At 67.6% G+C, this 18,941-nt stretch carries 17 protein-coding genes and 1 tRNA gene; 9 read left to right on the forward strand and 9 right to left on the reverse strand.

All coding sequences use genetic code 11. The features are described 5' to 3' along the window. Positions 1-11 precede the first annotated feature (11 nt). From IE187_RS06845 to mtnA, 4 genes are all read left to right on the forward strand, one after another. On the forward strand, positions 12-626 hold the full coding sequence (locus tag IE187_RS06845) for a methylthioribulose 1-phosphate dehydratase (RefSeq protein WP_189675640.1): 615 nt from the start codon (positions 12-14) through the stop codon (positions 624-626). After that, positions 623-1,165 (forward strand): 1,2-dihydroxy-3-keto-5-methylthiopentene dioxygenase, encoded by a 543-nt coding sequence (locus tag IE187_RS06850; protein ID WP_189675641.1) that lies wholly within the window; start codon positions 623-625, stop codon positions 1,163-1,165. The genes IE187_RS06845 and IE187_RS06850 overlap by 4 nt, the downstream gene beginning before the upstream one ends. After that, the gene (gene mtnC, locus IE187_RS06855) at positions 1,162-1,839 is read left to right on the forward strand and encodes an acireductone synthase (RefSeq protein WP_189675642.1); all 678 of its coding nucleotides are present in this window, start codon (positions 1,162-1,164) and stop codon (positions 1,837-1,839) included. The genes IE187_RS06850 and mtnC overlap by 4 nt, the downstream gene beginning before the upstream one ends. Positions 1,840-1,937: 98 nt before the next feature. Further along, positions 1,938-2,969, forward strand: a complete 1,032-nt coding sequence (gene mtnA / locus IE187_RS06860) for an S-methyl-5-thioribose-1-phosphate isomerase (RefSeq protein WP_189675643.1) — start codon at positions 1,938-1,940, stop codon at positions 2,967-2,969. 157 nt (positions 2,970-3,126) lie between these two features. Here mtnA and IE187_RS06865 read toward each other — a convergent pair whose 3' ends face one another. The 3 genes from IE187_RS06865 to IE187_RS06875 all read right to left on the reverse strand — a co-directional run bounded on the left by IE187_RS06865 (position 3,127) and on the right by IE187_RS06875 (position 5,037). Further along, positions 3,127-4,269 carry an aminotransferase gene (locus IE187_RS06865; protein WP_189675644.1) on the reverse strand — a complete coding sequence of 381 codons (1,143 nt, stop codon included), beginning with the start codon at positions 4,267-4,269 and terminating at the stop codon, positions 3,127-3,129. Positions 4,270-4,440: 171 nt separating this feature from the next. After that, positions 4,441-4,857 (reverse strand): hypothetical protein, encoded by a 417-nt coding sequence (locus IE187_RS06870; RefSeq protein ID WP_189675645.1) that lies wholly within the window; start codon positions 4,855-4,857, stop codon positions 4,441-4,443. Positions 4,858-4,950: 93 nt separating this feature from the next. Further along, positions 4,951-5,037 (reverse strand) — tRNA-Tyr (locus IE187_RS06875). A gap of 230 nt (positions 5,038-5,267) precedes the next feature. Between IE187_RS06875 and rlmB the strand changes: the two genes are divergently transcribed. Beyond that, entirely contained in the window at positions 5,268-6,014 is a 747-nt protein-coding gene (gene rlmB / locus IE187_RS06880) for a 23S rRNA (guanosine(2251)-2'-O)-methyltransferase RlmB (RefSeq protein ID WP_133186895.1), read from the forward strand. A 115-nt stretch (positions 6,015-6,129) separates the two neighbouring features. On the opposite strand, the gene IE187_RS06885 is transcribed toward rlmB, so the two are convergent. Then, entirely contained in the window at positions 6,130-6,447 is a 318-nt protein-coding gene (locus tag IE187_RS06885) for a 2Fe-2S iron-sulfur cluster-binding protein (RefSeq protein WP_189675646.1), read from the reverse strand. Positions 6,448-6,519: 72 nt separating this feature from the next. Here IE187_RS06885 and IE187_RS06890 point away from each other — a divergent pair, with 72 nt between their 5' ends. The 3 genes from IE187_RS06890 to IE187_RS06900 are packed head-to-tail and all read left to right on the forward strand — an operon-like array spanning position 6,520 to position 8,353. Next, on the forward strand, positions 6,520-7,143 hold the full coding sequence (locus IE187_RS06890; protein WP_189675647.1) for a DNA-3-methyladenine glycosylase family protein: 624 nt from the start codon (positions 6,520-6,522) through the stop codon (positions 7,141-7,143). Then, on the forward strand, positions 7,143-7,487 hold the full coding sequence (locus IE187_RS06895) for a hypothetical protein (RefSeq protein ID WP_133186889.1): 345 nt from the start codon (positions 7,143-7,145) through the stop codon (positions 7,485-7,487). Before IE187_RS06890 ends, IE187_RS06895 begins: the two co-directional genes overlap by 1 nt. Beyond that, the gene (locus IE187_RS06900) at positions 7,484-8,353 is read left to right on the forward strand and encodes an S-methyl-5'-thioadenosine phosphorylase (protein WP_189675648.1); all 870 of its coding nucleotides are present in this window, start codon (positions 7,484-7,486) and stop codon (positions 8,351-8,353) included. The genes IE187_RS06895 and IE187_RS06900 overlap by 4 nt, the downstream gene beginning before the upstream one ends. A 142-nt stretch (positions 8,354-8,495) precedes the next feature. On the opposite strand, the gene IE187_RS06905 is transcribed toward IE187_RS06900, so the two are convergent. From IE187_RS06905 to IE187_RS06925, 5 genes are all read right to left on the reverse strand, one after another. Further along, entirely contained in the window at positions 8,496-9,314 is an 819-nt protein-coding gene (locus tag IE187_RS06905) for an HpcH/HpaI aldolase/citrate lyase family protein (RefSeq protein WP_189675649.1), read from the reverse strand. After that, a complete protein-coding gene (locus IE187_RS06910; RefSeq protein ID WP_189675650.1) occupies positions 9,311-10,807 on the reverse strand; it encodes an efflux transporter outer membrane subunit in 1,497 nt (498 codons plus the stop codon). The genes IE187_RS06905 and IE187_RS06910 overlap by 4 nt, the downstream gene beginning before the upstream one ends. Then, positions 10,804-13,992 carry an efflux RND transporter permease subunit gene (locus IE187_RS06915; RefSeq protein ID WP_189675651.1) on the reverse strand — a complete coding sequence of 1,063 codons (3,189 nt, stop codon included), beginning with the start codon at positions 13,990-13,992 and terminating at the stop codon, positions 10,804-10,806. The genes IE187_RS06910 and IE187_RS06915 overlap by 4 nt, the downstream gene beginning before the upstream one ends. A gap of 6 nt (positions 13,993-13,998) precedes the next feature. Further along, the gene (locus IE187_RS06920) at positions 13,999-15,201 is read right to left on the reverse strand and encodes an efflux RND transporter periplasmic adaptor subunit (protein WP_133186881.1); all 1,203 of its coding nucleotides are present in this window, start codon (positions 15,199-15,201) and stop codon (positions 13,999-14,001) included. A 205-nt stretch (positions 15,202-15,406) separates the two neighbouring features. Then, positions 15,407-16,675, reverse strand: coding sequence for a metal-dependent hydrolase family protein (locus tag IE187_RS06925; RefSeq protein WP_229839281.1), 1,269 nt, complete (start codon positions 16,673-16,675; stop codon positions 15,407-15,409). Positions 16,676-16,730: 55 nt separating this feature from the next. Between IE187_RS06925 and IE187_RS06930 the strand changes: the two genes are divergently transcribed. Then, positions 16,731-18,938, forward strand: coding sequence for a penicillin acylase family protein (locus IE187_RS06930; protein ID WP_229839282.1), 2,208 nt, complete (start codon positions 16,731-16,733; stop codon positions 18,936-18,938). Positions 18,939-18,941: the final 3 nt, after the last annotated feature.

Here is an 18,941-nt window from a genome sequence, read left to right on the forward strand (position 1 = left end):
GCCGCTTCGCGATGACCAGCACCAGCTTCGAACACGCGCGCGACGCGATCGTCGCGGTCGGCCGTTGGCTCGACGCCAAGGGCTGGGCGCCCGCGACCTCGGGCAATTATTCGGCGCGGCTCGACGATGGCAGCTTTGCGGTCACGGTGTCGGGTCGGCACAAGGGGCGGCTCACCCGCGACGACGTGATGCGCGTCGATGCCGGCGGCGCGTCGCTCGACGGCAAGACACCTTCGGCCGAGACTGCGCTCCACCTCGCGCTCTATCGCGCCTTTCCCGCTGTCGGCGCGGTGCTCCACAGCCATTCGCCGAGCGCGGTCGGCTTCAGTCGGGCGGTGGCGGGCGACGGCTATCGGTTGGCAGGGCACGAGATGCTCAAGGCGCTCCCTGGCGTCGCGACACACGACACCGCGGTCACACTGCCGATCGTCGAGAACAGCCAGGACATGGCGATCGTCGAAGCTGCCATCGCCCCGCGCCTGTTGGAAAGCACCGCGATTCCCGCCTATCTCATTCGCAGCCATGGTCTTTATGGCTGGGGCAGCGATATGGCCGAGGCGGAGCGGGTGATCGAAGCGATCGAATGGATGATCGCCGCCGAACGCGCCGAAAGGAGCTTTCGATGAGTCGCTTGCAGGTCTTTGCCGACGCAGACGCCACGACGCCGCTGCTCGATACGCGAGACGGCACCGCGATCGCCGCGGCGCTCGGCGCGGTCGGCGTGCAGTTCGAGCGCTGGCCGCTCAAGCCGCTCGATGCCGACAGCGACATCCTCGCGGTCTATGCCGACGAGGTGGCGCGGCTGACCGCGCAGGGCGGCTATCGCGCGATCGACGTCGCGCGGATTGCGCCCGACCATCCCGAGCGCGCCGCCCTGCGCGGCAAATTCCTGTCGGAACATACGCATGGCGAGGACGAGGTGCGCTTCTTCGTCGAGGGCGAAGGGCTGTTCACGCTCCACCACGAGACCCGCGTCTTCACCATGCTGTGCAGCGCGGGCGATTTGATCTCGGTGCCGGCGGGCATGCGCCACTGGTTCGACATGGGCGCCTCGCCGCGCTTCACCGCGATCCGGCTGTTCGTAAACCCCGACGGCTGGATCGCGCAATTTACCGGCAGCGACATTGCCGAACGCTTCGCCCGGCTCGAACCGGCTTCAGCGTGAAGGCGATCCTGACCGATATCGAGGGCACGACGTCGAGCATCGCGTTCGTTGCCGAAGTGCTGTTCCCCTATGCCCGCGGGCGTCTGGCCGACTATGTCGCGGCGCACCCGACGGAGACCGCGCCGATCCTCGCCGAGGTTGCGGCGAGCGAGCCGGGTGACCCGGTGGCGACGCTCACGCGCTGGATCGACGAGGATCGCAAGGCAACGCCGCTCAAGACGCTGCAGGGGATGATCTGGGCCGACGGTTATGCCGCGGGCGCGTTCACGGGGCATGTCTATGCTGATGCGGTGGCGGGGTTGCGGCGCTGGCATGCGGCGGGGGTGAAGCTCTACGTCTTCTCGTCGGGCTCGGTCGCGGCACAGACATTGCTGTTCGGGCATAGCGATGCGGGCGACCTGACGCCGCTTTTCTCGGGCTATTTCGATACGACGACGGGACCGAAGCGCGAGGCGGCGTCTTATGCGACGATCGCGGCTGCAATCGGCGTCGAGGCAAGCGCCGTGCTGTTCCTGTCGGACACCCCCGAGGAGGTCGCCGCGGCGCGTGCGGCGGGGATGGACGCGCTGCTGATCGATCGCGCGGGCGGCGGCGGCGGGGATATTGCGAGCTTCGACGAGGTGAGCGCAGTGCGCTCCCCACTCCCTTCCCCGGCGAAGGCCGGGGCCCAGTAGCGGACGGCTGAACAGCGGGCGCGGCGCTTCGCTCGCAAAACCTTCGCTCCTGGGCCCCGGCCTTCGCCGGGGAAGGGCAACACTATTAGGAACGCGCGATGAAACTCGACGGCACGCATCAACGCTCGATCACGCGCACCGCCGATGGCGCGGGCGCGCGCATCCTCGACCAGCGTGAGCTTCCCTGGGTGGTCAAGTGGGTCGAACTACGCAGCGTGCACGACGCCGAGGTCGCGATCCGTGAGATGTGGACGCGCGGCGCTCCGCTGATCGGCGCGACCGCCGCGTACGGCCTCGCGATGGCGCTGGCCGAGGATGGATCGGACGCCGCATTGGATGCCGCTTACACGCTGTTGCTCGAATCACGCCCGACCGCGGTCAATCTCAAATGGGCGCTGGACCAGATCGCCGCCGCAGTCCGCCCCCTCCCCACCGTCGACCGCGCCGCCGCCGCCTTCGCGCGCGCCGATGCGATCTGCGACGAGGACGTCGCGCTCAACCAGGCGATCGGCGCGCATGGCCTCGCGCTGTTCCGCACCCTCCACGCGAAGCATCCCGATCGCCCGCTCAACATCCTGACGCATTGCAACGCCGGCTGGCTGGCGACGGTCGATTACGGCACCGCGACCGCGCCGATCTATCTCGCGCACGACGCCGGTATCCCGGTTCACGTCTGGGTCGACGAGACGCGCCCGCGCAACCAGGGCGCTTTGCTCACCGCGTTCGAACTGGCGGGGCACGGCGTGCCGCACACCGTGATCGCCGACAATGCGGGCGGGCATTTGATGATGACGGGGCAAGTCGACGCGGTGATCGTCGGCACCGACCGCGTCACCGCCAATGGCGACGTGTGCAACAAGATCGGCACCTATCTGAAAGCGCTTGCCGCCAAGGACAACGGCGTGCCGTTCTACGTCGCTTTGCCCTACACCACCTTCGACGCCAGCACTGCGACCGGCGCCGACGTGCCGATCGAGGAGCGTTCGGGCGAGGAAGTGACCCATGTAGCAGGCGAAGGCGGTCGCATCCGCGTCACAGCGTCGAACGCGGCGAACCCGGCATTCGACGTCACGCCGGCGCGGCTGGTGACGGGGTATTTGACCGAACGGGGCGTGGTGGCGTCGGTCTGACAAGATGACGCGGATAGACCGCCGGGTCGCGCCCCCCCGTCCCCGTTCGTGCTGAGCTTGTCGAAGCACAGGTCTGGCTTGTCACTGTGGAACGCAAGAAGAGCCCTTCGACAAGCTCAGGGCGAACGGGCAGCGGGGGACCCTAAACCATCGCCCGCTACGGCCGCGTCGCCATCCGTTCCAGCGCCGCGTCGAGCGTCGCGTCCTGCTTGGCGAAGCACAACCGCACCACGCTCGTAACCGCATCCTGCGCATAGAACGCCGAGACCGGAATCGTCGCGACACCGGCTTCGTCGAGCAGCCACTGCGCGAAGGCGACGTCGTCCATCGCGATCCCGGATGCTGCGAGATCGATATTGAGGAAGTAGGTCGCCGCACTCGGCAGCACGGTGTAACCGAGCCCGCGCAACCCCGCCGCCAGCCGATCGCGCGAGCGCTGATACCCCGCGCGCATCGTGTCGAAAGAGGCCACATCCTTGCCCAGCCCATAGGCCGCTGCCGCCTGCAAATTAGGCGGCGTCGTGAAGGTCAGGAACTGGTGCGCCTTGGCGAGCACCGACGAGATCGCGGGCGTGGCGCACATCCAGCCGACCTTCCACCCCGTCAACGAGAAGATCTTGCCCGCCGAGCCGATCTTCACGGTGCGCTCCCGCATCCCCGGCAGCGCCATCAGCGATTGGTGCCGCGCGCCGTCGAACACGACGTGCTCCCACACCTCGTCGCAAATCGCGATCGCGTCGTGGCTCGTGCAGAAATCGGCAATCAGCGCGAGTTCGTCGGTGCCGATCATCGTGCCGGTCGGGTTGAGCGGCGAATTGAGGATGACCAGCCGCGTCCGCTCGCTCGCCACAGCCGCGAGCGCTTGGGCGGTGACGCGCCATTCGGGCGGTTCGAGCCGCACGAGCCGTGCGACGCCCCCTGCCCGCTGTACGAGCGGCAGATAGGCGTCGTAGAGCGGCTGGAACATCACCACTTCATCGCCTGGCGTGACCAGCGCGAAGATTGCCGCAGCGAGCGCCTCGGTCGCACCCGAGGTTACGATCACCTCGCGCGCATCGAGGTCGAGCCCCTGATGGACGCGGTAATGCGCGGCGACCGCCTCTCGCAATGCCGGCATCCCCGCCATCGGCGGATATTGATTCGAATCCTCGAGCAGCGCGCGCGCCGCCTCGGCGAGCACATCCTCTGGCCCGCGACCGTCGGGAAAGCCCTGGCCGAGGTTGATTGCGCCGCTCGCCCGCGCGCGTGCCGACATCGTTTCGAAGATCGTTGTGCCAAGCCCGGCAAATAGCGGATTCATCGCGAGAGACGCCCAAGACAAGGGAGGACAGGTCGCGCGGGAGATGGACCGCAAGTCCGGCAGCCGCAAGCGCTATACGCGGCGCGGGCCTCAACCGACGCCCGACCGGCGATCGCCGCCGACGCGCGCCGATCCGAAGGGCTCGACGCGCCGCCACGCTTGGCATAGCTTTCAGCCGGAGAGTGAAAAATGACAGAAAAAAGCGTTTGGATGGTCGATCAACTGGCCGCCGCAAAAGTCGTCCGCGAACTCGATCTCGGCATCACCGCAGAACAAACCGAACGGCTCGCAGCGCTTCTGGCCGAGCATCGCGTCGACACGCTCGATCTGGGCGTCACGCGCATCCAGTCGGTGATCTCGCAGGCGGTGCGCGACGTTCTGCTCCGCAACCAGCACCGCGACGCCGCTTGGTCCGACGGATGCAGATCGGCGGAATCGGCGATTTTCGCCGCGACATTTTCGGTCGTGAACGAAATGCGCCCGCGGCAGAATCGAACGACGGGGCAGGTTCTGCGGTCGTTGGTCCGGCAGGCTCGGTCCCCGGCTGCCGCCGAACCGCTGCTCCAGCGCATCGATGCGTCGGCGCACGGAGCCCCTACGCAGTCCGCCTAGCGCGCCGCTCGGCCTGGCGGGACGTCGCTTGCGATGTTCCATGGTGCCGGACGGATCCGGGAGAACACATGGTGGACAGGGTAGGGTTCGAACCTACGTAGGAGAAACTCCGGCAGATTTACAGTCTGCTGCCTTTAACCACTCGGCCACCTGTCCCCAGGTGCTCGCCCTTGCGGGCGGTCGCTCCGAAAAGCGAGGCGTGCCAATGCCGACCGCATCGGCGCGTGTCAACGGCTATAGCGACGCTTTCGCCATCAAAAACGCGCAAGGCTTGCACGCGCGGCGTCCGGCGCATACCCGTGGCGCCACAATCTGCTTGGTCGATCGAAGGTTTTCGCAATGGTTCGTTTCCCCCTCTCCGCTCGCAGCTTCGGCGGGATCGCCTGATGGCCGGCCGTCGCGGACATCGCCCGTCGCAAGCCCCTGCCGGGCGCCCACGCTTCTGGGGGCGCCACGCCGTCACCGCCGCACTCGAAAATCCCGAGCGCGTCGTGCGCAAGATCTGGGCGACGCGTGAAGCGATCGCCAATATCGATTTCGATCCGGCGATCCCGATCGTCTATGCCCAGGTGACCGATCTCGCGCGGCTCGTACCGGGCGACGCGCCGCACCAGGGGCTGGTGATCGAGGTCGATCCGCTCGAGGATATGTGGCTCGCCGATCTGCTCGAGCAAGGCGAAGGCGATCAGCGTCCATTGCTGATCCTCGACGGCGTGACCGATCCGCACAATGTCGGCGCGATCCTGCGCTCGGCGGCGGCGTTCGACGCGCTCGGTATCGTCACGCCCGATCGCAACGCCCCGCCCGAATCGGGCACGATCGCCCGCTCGGCCTCGGGCGCGCTCGAAGTGGTGCCGTGGGTGCGTGTCACCAACTTGGCGCGCGCGCTTGAGGAGATTGCCGCGGCAGGCTTCTGGCGAATCGGGCTGACGGGCGATTCGAACCAGACGCTCGCCACGGCGATGGGGACGCAGCGCGTCGCGCTCGTGCTCGGTGCCGAGGGCGAAGGCATGCGCCAGAACACCGCAGCGCATTGCGACGAGCTCGCCAAGCTGCCGATCTCGGACAAGATCGAGAGCCTCAACGTGTCGAACGCGGCGGCGATCGCGCTGTACGCGGTGGCGACGCGTTAAGCGGGAACGACGATCTTTACCGTCACCCTCGCGAAAGCGAGGGTCCCGGTTCTTCTTCGACCTGCGGGGCTAGGCAGCGGGATCCCCGCTTTCGCGGGGATGACGGGGAGAGTGTTTAGTCTTCCGCCGCGATCGTGACCTTCAGCCCATCGAGCGCATCGGTCATCGGCAGCTGGCACGACAAACGCGAAGTCGCGGTGCGATCGGCCGACGAATCGAGCAGGTCGTTCTCGTCTTCGCTCATCTTCGGGAGTTTGTCCGCAAAGTCCGGGTCGACATGGACATGGCACGTCGCGCACGAGCAGCAGCCGCCGCACAGCGCCAGGATCTCGTCGATCCCGGCGTCGCGGATCACTTCCATCACCGACAGGCCTGCCTCGCCCTCGATTTCGCGCTCTTCACCCTCACGAGTCACAACGATAAGCTTGGGCATTGACGGTCCTTTGCGATAGCGAATTCTCCACCGCCATGCCGCCAGACGCGGCGCCGATCAAGGGATCACCGCATGGGCCTGAGCGCCGACCAGCTGAAGACCGCCCTCGACGAACTCGCGACGCGCGAACCCGCCATCGCGGCGGCGCTCGCGCGCGTCGGCTATCCCGAACCGCGCATTTCGCCACGCGGCTATGCCACGCTGCTGCGCACGATCATCGGCCAGCAAGTCAGCACCAAGGCGGCGGAGTCGGTGTGGCGCAAGCTCGAGACGATCATCGGCGACCTCGACGATCCCGCCAACGTCACCAGCGCGAGCGACGAGCAATTGCGCGAGGCCGGCCTGTCGCGCCAGAAAGCGGGCTATGCGCGCAGCCTGGCGGCGCTGGTCGCAAGCGGCGAACTCGATCTGGCGAACTTGCCCGCCGACGATGAGGAAGCGATCGCCAAGCTCGTCGCGGTCAAAGGCATCGGTCGCTGGTCGGCGGAGATCTATCTCCTGTTCGCCGAGGGGCGGCTCGACATCTGGCCCGCGGGCGACCTCGCGATTCAAATCGAAGTCGGCCGGATCCTCGGCCATGAGGCGCGCCCGAGCGAGAAACTGGTGCGCGAGCTGGCCGAAGCGTGGCGGCCGCATCGCGGCGCTGCAGCCGTTTTCGCCTGGTATCACTATCAAAGCGACATGAAGGTAATCTGATGGCCAAAGCCGACCGCCTCGCCCGGCTCGATGACCGCCGCATCGAGAGCGAAACCGAATATCATGCGCTGCTCCGCGGCGCCTTGGAGCGGACGGCCGCGGGGCAGATCCGGCTGTTCGGGCACACCAAGGACAAGGCGCAGATCGCCAAGGCAGCGCCCGTCGTCGCCGAGCTGACCGAACTCGGCGAGACGATCGACGCTTTGCGCGATCAATTGTCGATCGAGCCGTTCGCGCTCCACGCGCGCTTCCTTGCCTCGCGCGGCGCGGTCAGCGCACATGCCGTCGGCGAGGCGAAGCAAGCGCAGGCCTGGCTCGATCAGTGGACGGAGACTCCCGCATGAGCGGCAAATGGAAATTGGGCATCATCGGCGGATCGGGCCTCTACGCGATCGATGCGCTGGAGCACCCCGAATGGCGCCGCGTCGACACGCCGTGGGGCGCGCCGTCTGACGAATTGCTGTTCGGGTCGATCGGCGATGTGGACCTCGTCTTCCTGCCGCGCCACGGCCGCGGGCACCGGATCAGCCCGTCCGAGCTCAACTTCCGCGCCAATATCGACGCGCTGAAGCGCAGCGGCTGCACTGATCTGGTGGCAATCTCGTCGATCGGGTCGATGCGCGAGGAATTGCCGCCGGGGCATTTCGCCATCGTCGACCAGTTCATCGACCGGACGGTCGCGCGCGCCTCGAGCTTCTTCGGCACCGGCATGGTCGCGCACGTCTCGATGGCCGAGCCGGTCTGCCCGCGCCTCTCGGCCTTCGCGGCCGAGGCGGTTCATGCCGCTGGCGGGAGCGTCGCAAAGGGCGCGACCTACCTCGCGATGGAGGGCCCGCAATTCTCGAGCCGCGCCGAGAGTTTGATGTACCGCCAATGGGGCGCCGACGTGATCGGCATGACCGCGATGCCCGAAGCCAAGCTCGCGCGTGAGGCCGAGCTGCCCTACGCGCTGATCGGGATGGTGACCGATTACGATTGCTGGCGCGAGGAAGCCGCGTTCGTCGAGGTGCACGAAGTGATCAAGCAAATGGGCGCGAACGGCGTTATCGCGCGGCGCGCGGTCGAGACATTGGTCGCGGCGCTGCCCGCCGAGCGGACGCCCTCGCCGCTCGACACGGTGCTCGATTATGCGCTGATCACCGCGCCCGAGGCCCGCGATCCGGCGATGCTGGCGAAGCTCGATGCGGTGGCTGGGCGGGTGCTGGGTTAGCGCCGCAAGGTCAACCACACCACCCGTCACCCCGGGCTTGTCCCGTGGTCCACCGTGATACGCGCAGTTCGCCTGCCGCCTGTGCGGCACGGTGGGCCCCGGGACGAGCCCGGGGTGACGTGGAGGGCAGGCGAACGCCCTGCTACACCAAAGCGGCGACTCGCTCCGCCTCTTCAAGATGCAGCCGTTCGACCATCTCGCCCGCCACGCGGATCGCGCCCTTGTCGGCATTCTCGGGCAGCGCGAACGCGGCGATCACCGCTTGCGCCCACGCCATGCGATCGGCCGACGGCGCAAAGGCGCGGTTGGCGGGCGCGATCTGCGCGGGGTGGATGAGCGTCTTGCCGTCGAAGCCGAACGCCGCCCCCTGCGCGCATTCCGCCGCCAGTTCGGGAGTGTCGGCGAGGACGTTCGACACCCCGTCGAGCGCGATGAGGCCATGCGCCCGCGCCGCGGTGACGATCGCGGTCAAATGCGGCAGCAGCGGCAGGCGGTCGGCCCCCGGCGTGCAGCGCATGTCCTTGGCGAGGTCATTCGTCCCCGCGACCAGACACGCGAGCCCCGGCGCGGCCGCAATCAGCGGCAACGCGAGCATCGCCGCGCACGTCTCGATCATCGCCCAAAGCGGCACTGCGCCAAGCTGCGCGCGCGCGAGCGCCAGATCGCCCGGCGTCGAGACCTTGGGCAGCAACACCGCATCGAAGCCAGCGTCGGCGGCGGCAGCCAGATCGGCCTCGCCCCATGCGGTATCGAGCCCGTTGACACGCAGCACCAGCAAGCGCGTGCCAAACCCGCCCTCCGCTGCTGCCACGATCGCCTGCGCGCGCGCCGCGGCCTTCTGCTCGGGTGCGACGGCGTCCTCGAGGTCGAGGATCACCGCGTCGCAGTCGAGCCCGCGCGCCTTGGCAATCGCACGCGCATTCGACGCGGGCATGAACAAGGCGCTGCGGATGCGCCTCACGGGGTCGGCGTCACGGGCTCGCGCCGCGCCGGCACAGGCGCGTCTTCCCAGCCGCCGCCGAGCGCCTTGAACAGGCTGATCTGTGCGTCGGACACCGCCGCATCGGACTGCGCGAGCGCCGCGCGGGCACTCGCCCGGTCGCGCTCGGCCTCGATCAGCAGCAGGAAGCTGTCGGCCCCGTAATCGAAGCGCAATTGCGAGAGCTTGGCCGCAGCGCTGCTCGACGCCTCGGCGCGGCGCAACGCGGCGTTGCGATCGAGCGCGCCCGCATAACGCGCGAGCGCCTGCTCGACTTCCTGCAACGCCGTCAGCACGCGGCCGTCGAAGGTCGCAAGGCTCGCATCAGCACCCGCGCGCGCCTGACGGATCCGCGCGCGCGCAACGGTCTGGTTGGGGAAGCTCCACGAGATGAGCGGGCCGGCCGAATAGGTCACCGCGCTGCCCTTGAACAACTGGCTGCCGCGCTGGGAATTGAGGCCGATCGATCCGAGCAACTGGATCTTGGGATAGAGATCGGCGACCGCGATACCGATCCGCGCGGTATCGGCGGCGAGCGTCCGCTCGGCCGCGCGGACATCGGGGCGGCGCGAAATGAGCGCGGCGCCATCGCCGACGGGCAGCACCGACGCGATCCGCGGCGGCACCTTGCACGCGTCAGCCGCGGCATCGACCTGTTCAGGGGCTAAGCCGGTCAGCACAGCGAGCGCATAGAGCGACGCACGCCGCTCGGCCTCGAAACCCGGGATCGTCGCCTGGGTCTGCGCAAGCAGCACGTCGGCGCGATCGACGTCGCGCCGCGTACCCCGCCCTGCGTCGAACAGCGTATTGGTCAGTGCAAAGGTCCGCTGCTGCAATTGGACCGTGTCGAGCGCGACCGAACGCTGCGCGGCATTGCTGCAGGCCGTCGCATAGGCCCGCGCGGTTTCCGCCGCGACCGAGACGCGCGCGGCATCGAGCTGCGCCTGCGCCGCCTGGACATCGCCACGTGCGGCTTCGATCGCGCGCGTGATCCCGCCGAACAGATCGACCTCGTACGACGCATCGAAGCCGAGCTTGAAACTGTTGTATCGGAAGGTCTGCTGCGTCGCCGCGCCGGCGGTGCCGCCCGTGGTGCCACCCGTCCCCAGCGCGCCCGCGCCGACACTGGCGAGGTTGGCCTGCCCTCGCGTATATTGCGCGCTCGGGCTGGTCGTCGGCAGCCGCGCTCCGCGTTGCTCGTCGAGCACGGCGCGGGCACGCTCGAGATTGCCCGCAGCGATGCGCACATCGGTATTGTGCGCCAGCGCATCGGTCACGAGCCGGTCGACGACCGGGTCGTTATACAGCCGCCACCAATGATCGGGCAGCGGGGTCGGCGTGATCGCCGCAGTCTTGCCGGCTTCGGCAAAGCTGCCGCCAGTCGCCGCGACGGGCATCGTCGGCTTGGTGTAATTGGGTCCAACGACGCACGCCGACAAAGCGAGCGCGGGAAGGACGGCTACGATACGCTTCATGCCGGCGTCTCCTCGGGCGCGGGGAGGTGCTTTGGCGGCTTGGCCTTACGGCGCGGCATCTTGGACGACACCCAATCGCCGAAGGTCCGGCTGATGACATAGAAGCTCGGCGTGAACAGCAGGCCGAAGGTCGTCACGCCGATCATCCCGAAGAACACCGCGACGCCGAGCGCGCGGCGCATCTCGGCGCCCGGCCCGGTCCCGATCACCAGCGGCAGCACGCCGAGGATGAACGCGATCGAGGTAATCACGATCGGGCGCAGACGCTGCTCGGCGGCGTGGATCGCAGCCTCGTGCATCTCCATCCCGGCATCCTCGTTCTGCCGGGCGAACTCGACGATCAGAATCGCGTTCTTGGCAGCAAGGCCGATCAGCACGACGAGGCCGATCTGCGTGAGGATGTTGTTGTCCCCACCGAACAGGTTCACCCCGACGATCGCAGCGAGCAGGCACATCGGCACGATCAGGATGACCGCGAGCGGCAGCACCAGGCTTTCGTAATTCGCCGCGAGCAGCAGGAACACGAACAGCACGGCGAGCCCGAACACGAGCGTCGCGGTGTTGCCCGCTTGCTGCTGCTGGAAGGCGAGCTCGGTCCATTCGAACGCCATGCCCTTGGGCAAGGTCTCGCTCGCCAGCTTGGCCATCGTCTGGAGCGACTGGCCCGACGAATAGCCGATCGCGGTATCGCCCTGCAGCTCGGCCGACGGATAGAGGTTGTAGCGCACGACGCGATACGGCCCGCTGTCGTTCTTGAGCGTCATCACCGAATCGAGCGGCACCATGTTGCCCGCCGCCGAACGCGTCTTGAGATGCCCGACGTCGGACGTCTGGTCGCGATACGGCGCATCGGCCTGCGCCGTCACGCGGTAGGTCCGCCCGAGATAGTTGAAGTCGTTGACATACGTCCCGCCGAGATAGGTGCCGAGCGTCGAGAAGACGTTCGCCACCGGCACGCCGAGCTGTTCGGCGCGTTCGCGGTCGATATCCGCCGACAAGCGCGGGGTGCGCGTGTTGAAGGTGGTGAAGGTGCTGACCAGGCCTGGCGTCTGGTTGGCCTTCATCATCATCGCGAAGGCCGCGCCTTCGAGCGCCTTGTAGCCAAGGTTCGATCGATCCTCGATCAGCATCTTGAACCCGCCGCCGGTGCCGATCCCGCGGACGGGTGGCGGCGGCACGATCAGCAGATTGCCGCCGTGGATCGCCCCCAGCGCACCGCGCATCTGGTTGGCGATCTCGTCGGCGGTCTTGCGATCGCCGAACGGCTTGAGCGTGATGAACATCGCGCCCGCGTTCGGTGCGGTCGAGAAGGTCGCGCCGTCGAGGCCGGCGAACGCGACCGTCGCGAGCGTCGACGGGTTCTTGAGCGCGATCTTGGTGGCTTGCTCCATCACTTCGGAGGTGCGCTGCAACGACGAGCCCGGCGGCAACTGGATGACCGCGATCAGATAGCCCTGATCCTGCGCCGGAATGAAACCCGACGGCGTCGCGTAGAGGCGCCAGCCGGCAAGCCCGATCAAGCAGGCATAGACGATCCCGACGAGCGCCAGCGCGCGCACCGCACGTGCGGTGAACTTGCCGAAGCGGCTGCTGATCTTGTCGAACCCGCGGTTGAAACCGCGCGCGAAGCGCGTTGGCCAGCCGAGCACGCCGGCGCGTGGCTCGGCGTCGTGCTTGGGCTTGAGCAACAACGCCGCGAGCGCAGGCGACAGCGTCAGCGACACGAACGCCGAGATCACCGCCGCCGACACGATCGTCAGCGCGAACTGCTGGTAGAACTGCCCCGAGATACCCGGGATGAAGCTGGTCGGGATGAACACCCCGCACAGCACCAGCGAGATCGCGATCAACGCGCCCGACACTTCGTCCATCGTCTCGTGCGCCGCTTCGCGCGGACTGAGGCCCTTTTCCTCCATCAACCGCTCGATATTCTCGACCACGACGATCGCATCGTCGACGACGATACCGACCGCGAGGATCAAGCCGAACAGCGACAGATTGTTGAGGCTGAAGCCGAACGCCGCGAGCATCGCCAGCGACCCGACGAGCGACACCGGCACCGCGATCAGCGGTACGATCGTCGCGCGCCAGCTCTGCAGGAACAGCAGCACGACGAGCGCGACGAGCACGATCGCCTCGACGAGCGTGTGATACACCGCTTCGATCGACGCCTGGATGTATTCGGTCGGGTTGTACGGGATCTGATATTGCATCCCGGGCGGGAAGCTCTTCGACGCTTCGGCGATCGACGCCTTGACCGCGTCGGCGGTGGTCAGCGCGTTCGATCCGGGAAGCTGGGTGATCGCGATGCCGATCATCGGCTTGCCGCTGAGCACGGCGTTGATGCCGTAATCCTGCGCGCCGAGTTCGACCCGCGCGACATCGCGCAGCCGCGTCAGCCGGCCCTGATCGTCGCGCTTGACGATGATCTGGCCGAACTCCTCAGGCGTGGTCAGGCGCCCCTTGGTCTGGATGCCGAGCTGGAAGGCGGTGCCGCCCTGGTTGAACGGCGGTTGCCCGACCGAGCCGACCGCGACCTGTGCGTTCTGCGCGCGGATCGCCGCGACGATCTCGTCGGTGGTCAGGTTGCGCGAGGCGGCGAGATCGGGGTTGATCCACACGCGCATGTTGTAGTCGCGGCCACCGAAGGCGCGCACGCCACCGACGCCGGGAATACGCGCCATGCGGTCGATCAGCTGCGTCGTCGCATAGTTCGAGACATATTGCTGCGACAGCGACCCGTCTGGCGAGGTCAGCGCGATCACCATCAGGATGTCGGGCGAATTCTTCGCGACGGTGACGCCGACGCGGCGGACGTCGTCGGGCAGACGCGGCTCGGCGGTCGAGACGCGGTTCTGGACGAGCACCTGCGCCTGATCGACGTTGACGCCCTGCTTGAAGGTCACGGTGATCGACAAGGCGCCATCGCCGGTCGACGAGGACGACATGTAGATCATGTTCTCGACGCCGTTGATCGATTCCTCGAGCGGCGCGGCGACGGTTTCAGCGAGCGTTTCGGCGTTCGCGCCGGGATAATTGGCGGTCACGACGACGGTCGGCGGCGCGATCTCGGGATATTGCGCGACGGGCAAGCCGGGATAGGCGACCACGCCGAACACGACGATCAGGATCGACAGCACCGCCGCAAAGATCGGGCGTTCGATAAAGAAATGGGGGAATTTCACGGGCGCTTACTTCGCAGTCGCATCGGATGCGGGGGGCGCGGTGTCGGGCTGGCTGGTCGGCGCGGTGTTCGCCGCGCGCGGCTTCATCTTGGTCAGCACCGCCTTGACCGACATCCCCGGCTGGAGCGTGGTGATGCCCTCGATCACGACATGCTCGCCGGCGGCGAGGCCGGTCTTGATGACGCGAAGCCCCTCGACCTGCGGGCCGGTCTCGACCGGGCGCTGGACTGCCTTGCCGTCCTTGCCGACGACATAGACGAGCTTGCGCGTCTGGTCGGTGACGACCGCTTCATCGGGGACGAGCATCGCATGATAGGTGCCCGAGCCGAGCAGCCGCGCGCGGCCGAACAGGCCGGGGGTGAGGAAGCCGTCGGGGTTGGAGATCACCGCATGCGCGCGGATCGTCCCCGAATTGGGATCGACCGCATTGTCGACGAATTCCATCCGGCCGTGCCAGCGATAGCCGCTCTCGTCGGCGAGCTGGACTTCGACCGGGTTCGGCGTGTTGCGCGACGAGCCACGCTCGCCGGCCTTCGCCTGGCGGAGATATTTCAGGTAGAAACTCTCGGCCCCGTCGAACGAGAACCAGATCGGATCGGTCGAGACGACGCGCGTCAGCACAGTGGTCGCGTCGGTCGCGTAATTGCCCTTGCTGACGCGGCGATCGGACACGATCCCGGTGATCGGCGAGCGGACCGTGGTGAAGCCGAGGTTAAGCTGCGCGGTCGTGACGTTGGCATTGGCCGCGCCGAGATCGGCCTGACCGCTGCGCACCGCCGCGAGCTTGGTCTCATATTCTTCCTTGCTGATCGCCTGCGCGGCGAGCAGCTTGTCGGCACGCGCGAGCTCGGAGCGCGCGTTGGTCAGCGCGGCCTGCGCCTTGGCGACCTGCGCGCGCGCCTGGGCGAGCGTGGCGGCATAGGGACGCGGATCGATCGTGAACAGCGCCTCGCCGGCGCGAACGCGCTGGCCATTGGCGAACAGCACCTTTTCGATCGTTCCCGAAACGCGCGGACGCAGCTCGACATCCTGGATCGCCTCGAAGCGACCGACATATTCGTCCCAATCGACGATGTCGCGTTGCAGCGGAAGGGCGACGGTAACCTGTGGGGCGGGGGGCGGCGGTGGCGCGCTCTTCGAACACGCGGCGAGCGCCAGAAGGCTGGCTACCGTCAAAAGCGAGCGAACCGAGCTCGTTGGCTTGATCATTTCCGTCTATCCCTACGACCTGGTCGGCTACAGTCCACCCTCGTCCAGGCGGTCCGCTCTCAAGGGCGGACTTACGGCCATCAGCGTCTAACTGCGACGATGAATGCTGCATTGCAAGAGGCCCGCGCGAAACGCTTGGTTTCCATCCTGTCACGATTGGCAACACGTTTCATCGTCACAGGATAGTTTTTTCGCGACCCGAAAACTACAGCGTTACGATCGCGCCGTTTTTCATGATCCACGCGACATGCTGCACCGCGTCCACCGCTGCGACCGGATTTCCTTTGACGGCAATCAGGTCCGCCAGCAGCCCGGCGCGCACGGCGCCCCGGTCGCTCAGGTGGAAGGCGCGGGCGTTGCCCGATGTCGCGGCGATCAGCACTTGCGCGGCGGGCATTCCGGCGGCGGCCATCAACACCATCTCGCGGGCATTCTCGCCATGCGCGAAGACGCCGACATCGCCGCCCATGCAGATCGGCACGCCCGCCGCTCGCGCCAGCGCGAACGACGCGCGGCTCTGCGCGACCGCTTCGGGCACCGGATCGCCACCGCGCCAGCCGCGATAGCGCGCGACCGCATCGGAGGCGGCGAGCGTCGGGCACAAGGCGATATGCTGTGCCGCCATCGCACGGAAGATCTCGGGCGTGCCGCCATAGCCGTGCTCGATCGTATCGGCCCCCGCGGCGATCGCGCGGAGCATCCCCTCGGGCGTCGCAGTGTGAACCGCGACGGTCCGTCCGGCATCGTGCGCCGCCTCCACTGCAGCCTTCATCTCGGCGACCGAGAAGGTCGGGCGGCTCGGCTCGCCCGGCCCCCAGCGATAGTCGCCATAGAGCTTGATGACGTCGGCGCCCGCTGCGATCTGCGACCGTACGACGCGCACGAGCTCGTCCACCCCGCTCGCTTCCTCGGCGCCTTGCGGGATGACGAGGCCGGGCTCGAACCCCTTGGGACCATAGGCGCCCCTCGCGACGATCGCGCGCGTCGCGACGAGCAGCCGCGGGCCTGGCACGATCCCGGCCGCGATCGCCTGGCGCAGTCCGACATCGGCGTAGCCAGCGCCTTCGGTGCCCAGATCGCGCTCGGTGGTGAAGCCCGCGCGCAGCGTCGCCGCCGCTTGCGCAACCGCGCGCGCGGTGCGCAACGCGAGCGGCTCGTGGAGCACCTGATCGTCCCAGCTCGTCTCGTTATAGGGATGCAAAAAGAGGTGGCCGTGGCCTTCGATCATCCCGGGCATCAGCGTGTCGCCGGGCAAGTCGATCGTCTCGGTCCCCGCCGGCACCGCGAGCGCCGGGCCGACCGCGGTGATTCGCTCGCCCGTGACGAGCACTTGCCAGCCGGGATGCGCGACGGGATCGATCCCGTCAAACACCGCTGCCGGGCGCAAAAGCGTCGCGTGTGGGGCCACAGGCTCGGGCGCGGCTCCGCCGAGCGCGAACGGGGCGAACAGAAGGGCGGCGATCGGCCATTTCATCGGTGCGGCTCCCATCAACATTGTCGCCGCGAGCGATGCCCGATAGCGTATGCCCATGGATAGACTCGCCCGCCGCCCGCGCAACCTGTTCGCTCTTGCCGCACTGCTCGCGCCCTCGCTGGCCGTCGCTGCGGCCCCTGCCCCGCCCCAGCCCGAGCAGGCCCGCTGGCGCGCCGAGGCGGCGCGCGTCACGATCACGCGCGACACTTGGGGGATCGCGCATGTCGTCGGGCGCAGCGATGCCGATGCAGTGTTCGGCGCGATCTACGCGCAGGCCGAGGACGATTTCAGCCGGATCGAGGCGAATTACCTCACAGCACTGGGGCGCACCGCCGAGGCCGAGGGCGAAGGCGCGATCTGGGCCGACCTGCGCCAGCGGCTCTATGTCGATCCGCTCGCGCTCCAGGCGCAGTACCGGGCGAGCCCCGCCTATCTCCAGACGCTGATGACCGCCTGGGCCGACGGGCTCAACTATTACCTCGCGACACATCCGCAGGTCCGCCCCAAGGTCCTCACGCGGTTCGAGCCGTGGATGGCCTTGTCCTTCACCGAAGGCAGCATCGGCGGCGATATCGAGCGGATCTCGCTGTCCGACCTCGCTTCCTTCTACGGCGGCCGGCCGATCACCATCGCGTCGGAGGATACCGGCCCGCTCCCGCGCGAGCCGCGCGGATCGAACGGCATTGCGATTGCGCCGAAGAACACGGTCGACGGCCATGCGCTGCTGCTGATCAACCCGCACACCAGCTTCTACTTCCGCTCCGAACTCCAGATGACGAGCGGCGAAGGGCTGAACGCGTACGGCGCGTCGACCTGGGGGCAGTTCTTCATCTATCAGGGCTTCAACGAGCAAGCCGGGTGGATGCACACCTCGTCGGGCGTCGATAACGTCGACAGCTTCGCCGAGGAGATCAGCCGCTCGGGCAAGACCGCAGCGTATCGCTACGGCAAGGCGATGCGTCCGCTGCGGACTTCGGTCGTGACGCTCTCCTATCGCAAGCCCGATGGAACGATGGCGGCGCGCAGCTTCACCACCTTCGCCTCGCACCACGGCCCGATCGTCGCCGAACAGAACGGCAAATGGATCGCGCAAGGCCTGATGTGGAAACCGATCCCCGCGCTCGAGCAAAGCTGGCTGCGCACCAAGGCGCACGATCTCGCGAGCTACATGAAGGTCGCCGAGCGAAAGGCCAATTCGTCGAACGACACGCTGTTCGCCGATTCACGCGGTGAGATCGCCTATCTCCACCCGCAATTCGTGCCGCTGCGCGACGACCGCTTCGATTATTCCAAGCCGGTCGACGGCGCCGATCCCGCGACCGACTGGCATGGGCTGCACACCGTCGCGAGCTTGCCTAACGCGATCAACCCGCAGGTCGGCTGGGCGCGCAACACCAATGACTGGCCGTGGAGCGCTGCCGGGCCCGACAGCCCCAAGGCGAAGGACTATCCGCGCTACATGGACAGCGCGGGCGAGAATCAGCGCGGCGTGCACGCCGACCTGCTGCTCACCGACCGCCACGATTTCACGCCCGAACGGCTGATCACGGCTGCCTATGACAGCTACATGCCTGCGTTCGCGACGCTGATCCCGCCGCTCGTCAAGGCGTATGACGCGCTCCCGGCACGCGACCCGCGCCGTGCGAAGCTCGCCGCGCCGATCGCGATGCTGCGCGGCTGGGACAATCGCTGGGGCACCGATTCGGTCCCCACCACGCTTGGCATATTGTGGGCCGGGCAGATGTGGCGCGATGTCGGGAGCTTCATCCTCTCCGAACAGATCAACGTGCCGCGCTACATCGCGACGCGCGTGTCCGACAGCGGCAAGCTCGATGCGCTCGGCGCGGCGGTCGACCAACTGACGCGCGACTTTGGCGACTGGCGCGTCGGTTGGGGCCGGATCAACCGCTTCCAGCGGATCGACGATTCGATCCAGCCGCGCTTCGACGACGCCAAGCCAAGCATCCCCGTCCCCTTCGCCTCGGCGCAATGGGGCAGCCTCGCCTCGTTCGGCGCAAAATTCTATCCCGGCACGACCAAACTCTATGGCTCGAGCGGCAACAGCTTCGTCGCGGTGGTCGAATTCGGCCCCAAGCTGCGCGCCTGGGCGGTGACCGCGGGCGGTGAAAGCGGCGACCCCGCCTCGCCGCATTTCAACGACCAGGCCGAGCGCTATGCCGCGGGTGCGTTGCGGCCGGTCTATTTCTATCCCGACGATCTCGCAGGGCACATCGAACGCCGCTATCGCCCGGGCGACCGCTGAGCC

It is taken from the genome of Sphingomonas glacialis, assembly GCF_014653575.1.
Lineage (GTDB): Bacteria > Pseudomonadota > Alphaproteobacteria > Sphingomonadales > Sphingomonadaceae > Sphingomonas > Sphingomonas glacialis.

Bases quoted from the DNA above. Each gene is read 5' to 3' on its own strand.
- IE187_RS06910 (WP_189675650.1), bottom strand. From the start codon at position 10,807: ATGAAGCGTATCGTAGCCGTCCTTCCCGCGCTCGCTTTGTCGGCGTGC.
- IE187_RS06895 (WP_133186889.1), top strand. From the start codon at position 7,143: ATGGCCAAAGCCGACCGCCTCGCCCGGCTCGATGACCGCCGCATCGAG.
- IE187_RS06930 (WP_229839282.1), top strand. From the start codon at position 16,731: ATGGATAGACTCGCCCGCCGCCCGCGCAACCTGTTCGCTCTTGCCGCA.
- IE187_RS06925 (WP_229839281.1), bottom strand. From the start codon at position 16,675: ATGAAATGGCCGATCGCCGCCCTTCTGTTCGCCCCGTTCGCGCTCGGC.
- IE187_RS06845 (WP_189675640.1), top strand. From the start codon at position 12: ATGACCAGCACCAGCTTCGAACACGCGCGCGACGCGATCGTCGCGGTC.
- mtnA (WP_189675643.1), top strand. From the start codon at position 1,938: ATGAAACTCGACGGCACGCATCAACGCTCGATCACGCGCACCGCCGAT.
- IE187_RS06920 (WP_133186881.1), bottom strand. From the start codon at position 15,201: ATGATCAAGCCAACGAGCTCGGTTCGCTCGCTTTTGACGGTAGCCAGC.
- IE187_RS06900 (WP_189675648.1), top strand. From the start codon at position 7,484: ATGAGCGGCAAATGGAAATTGGGCATCATCGGCGGATCGGGCCTCTAC.
- IE187_RS06890 (WP_189675647.1), top strand. From the start codon at position 6,520: ATGGGCCTGAGCGCCGACCAGCTGAAGACCGCCCTCGACGAACTCGCG.
- IE187_RS06850 (WP_189675641.1), top strand. From the start codon at position 623: ATGAGTCGCTTGCAGGTCTTTGCCGACGCAGACGCCACGACGCCGCTG.
- rlmB (WP_133186895.1), top strand. From the start codon at position 5,268: ATGGCCGGCCGTCGCGGACATCGCCCGTCGCAAGCCCCTGCCGGGCGC.
- IE187_RS06865 (WP_189675644.1), bottom strand. From the start codon at position 4,269: ATGAATCCGCTATTTGCCGGGCTTGGCACAACGATCTTCGAAACGATG.
- IE187_RS06885 (WP_189675646.1), bottom strand. From the start codon at position 6,447: ATGCCCAAGCTTATCGTTGTGACTCGTGAGGGTGAAGAGCGCGAAATC.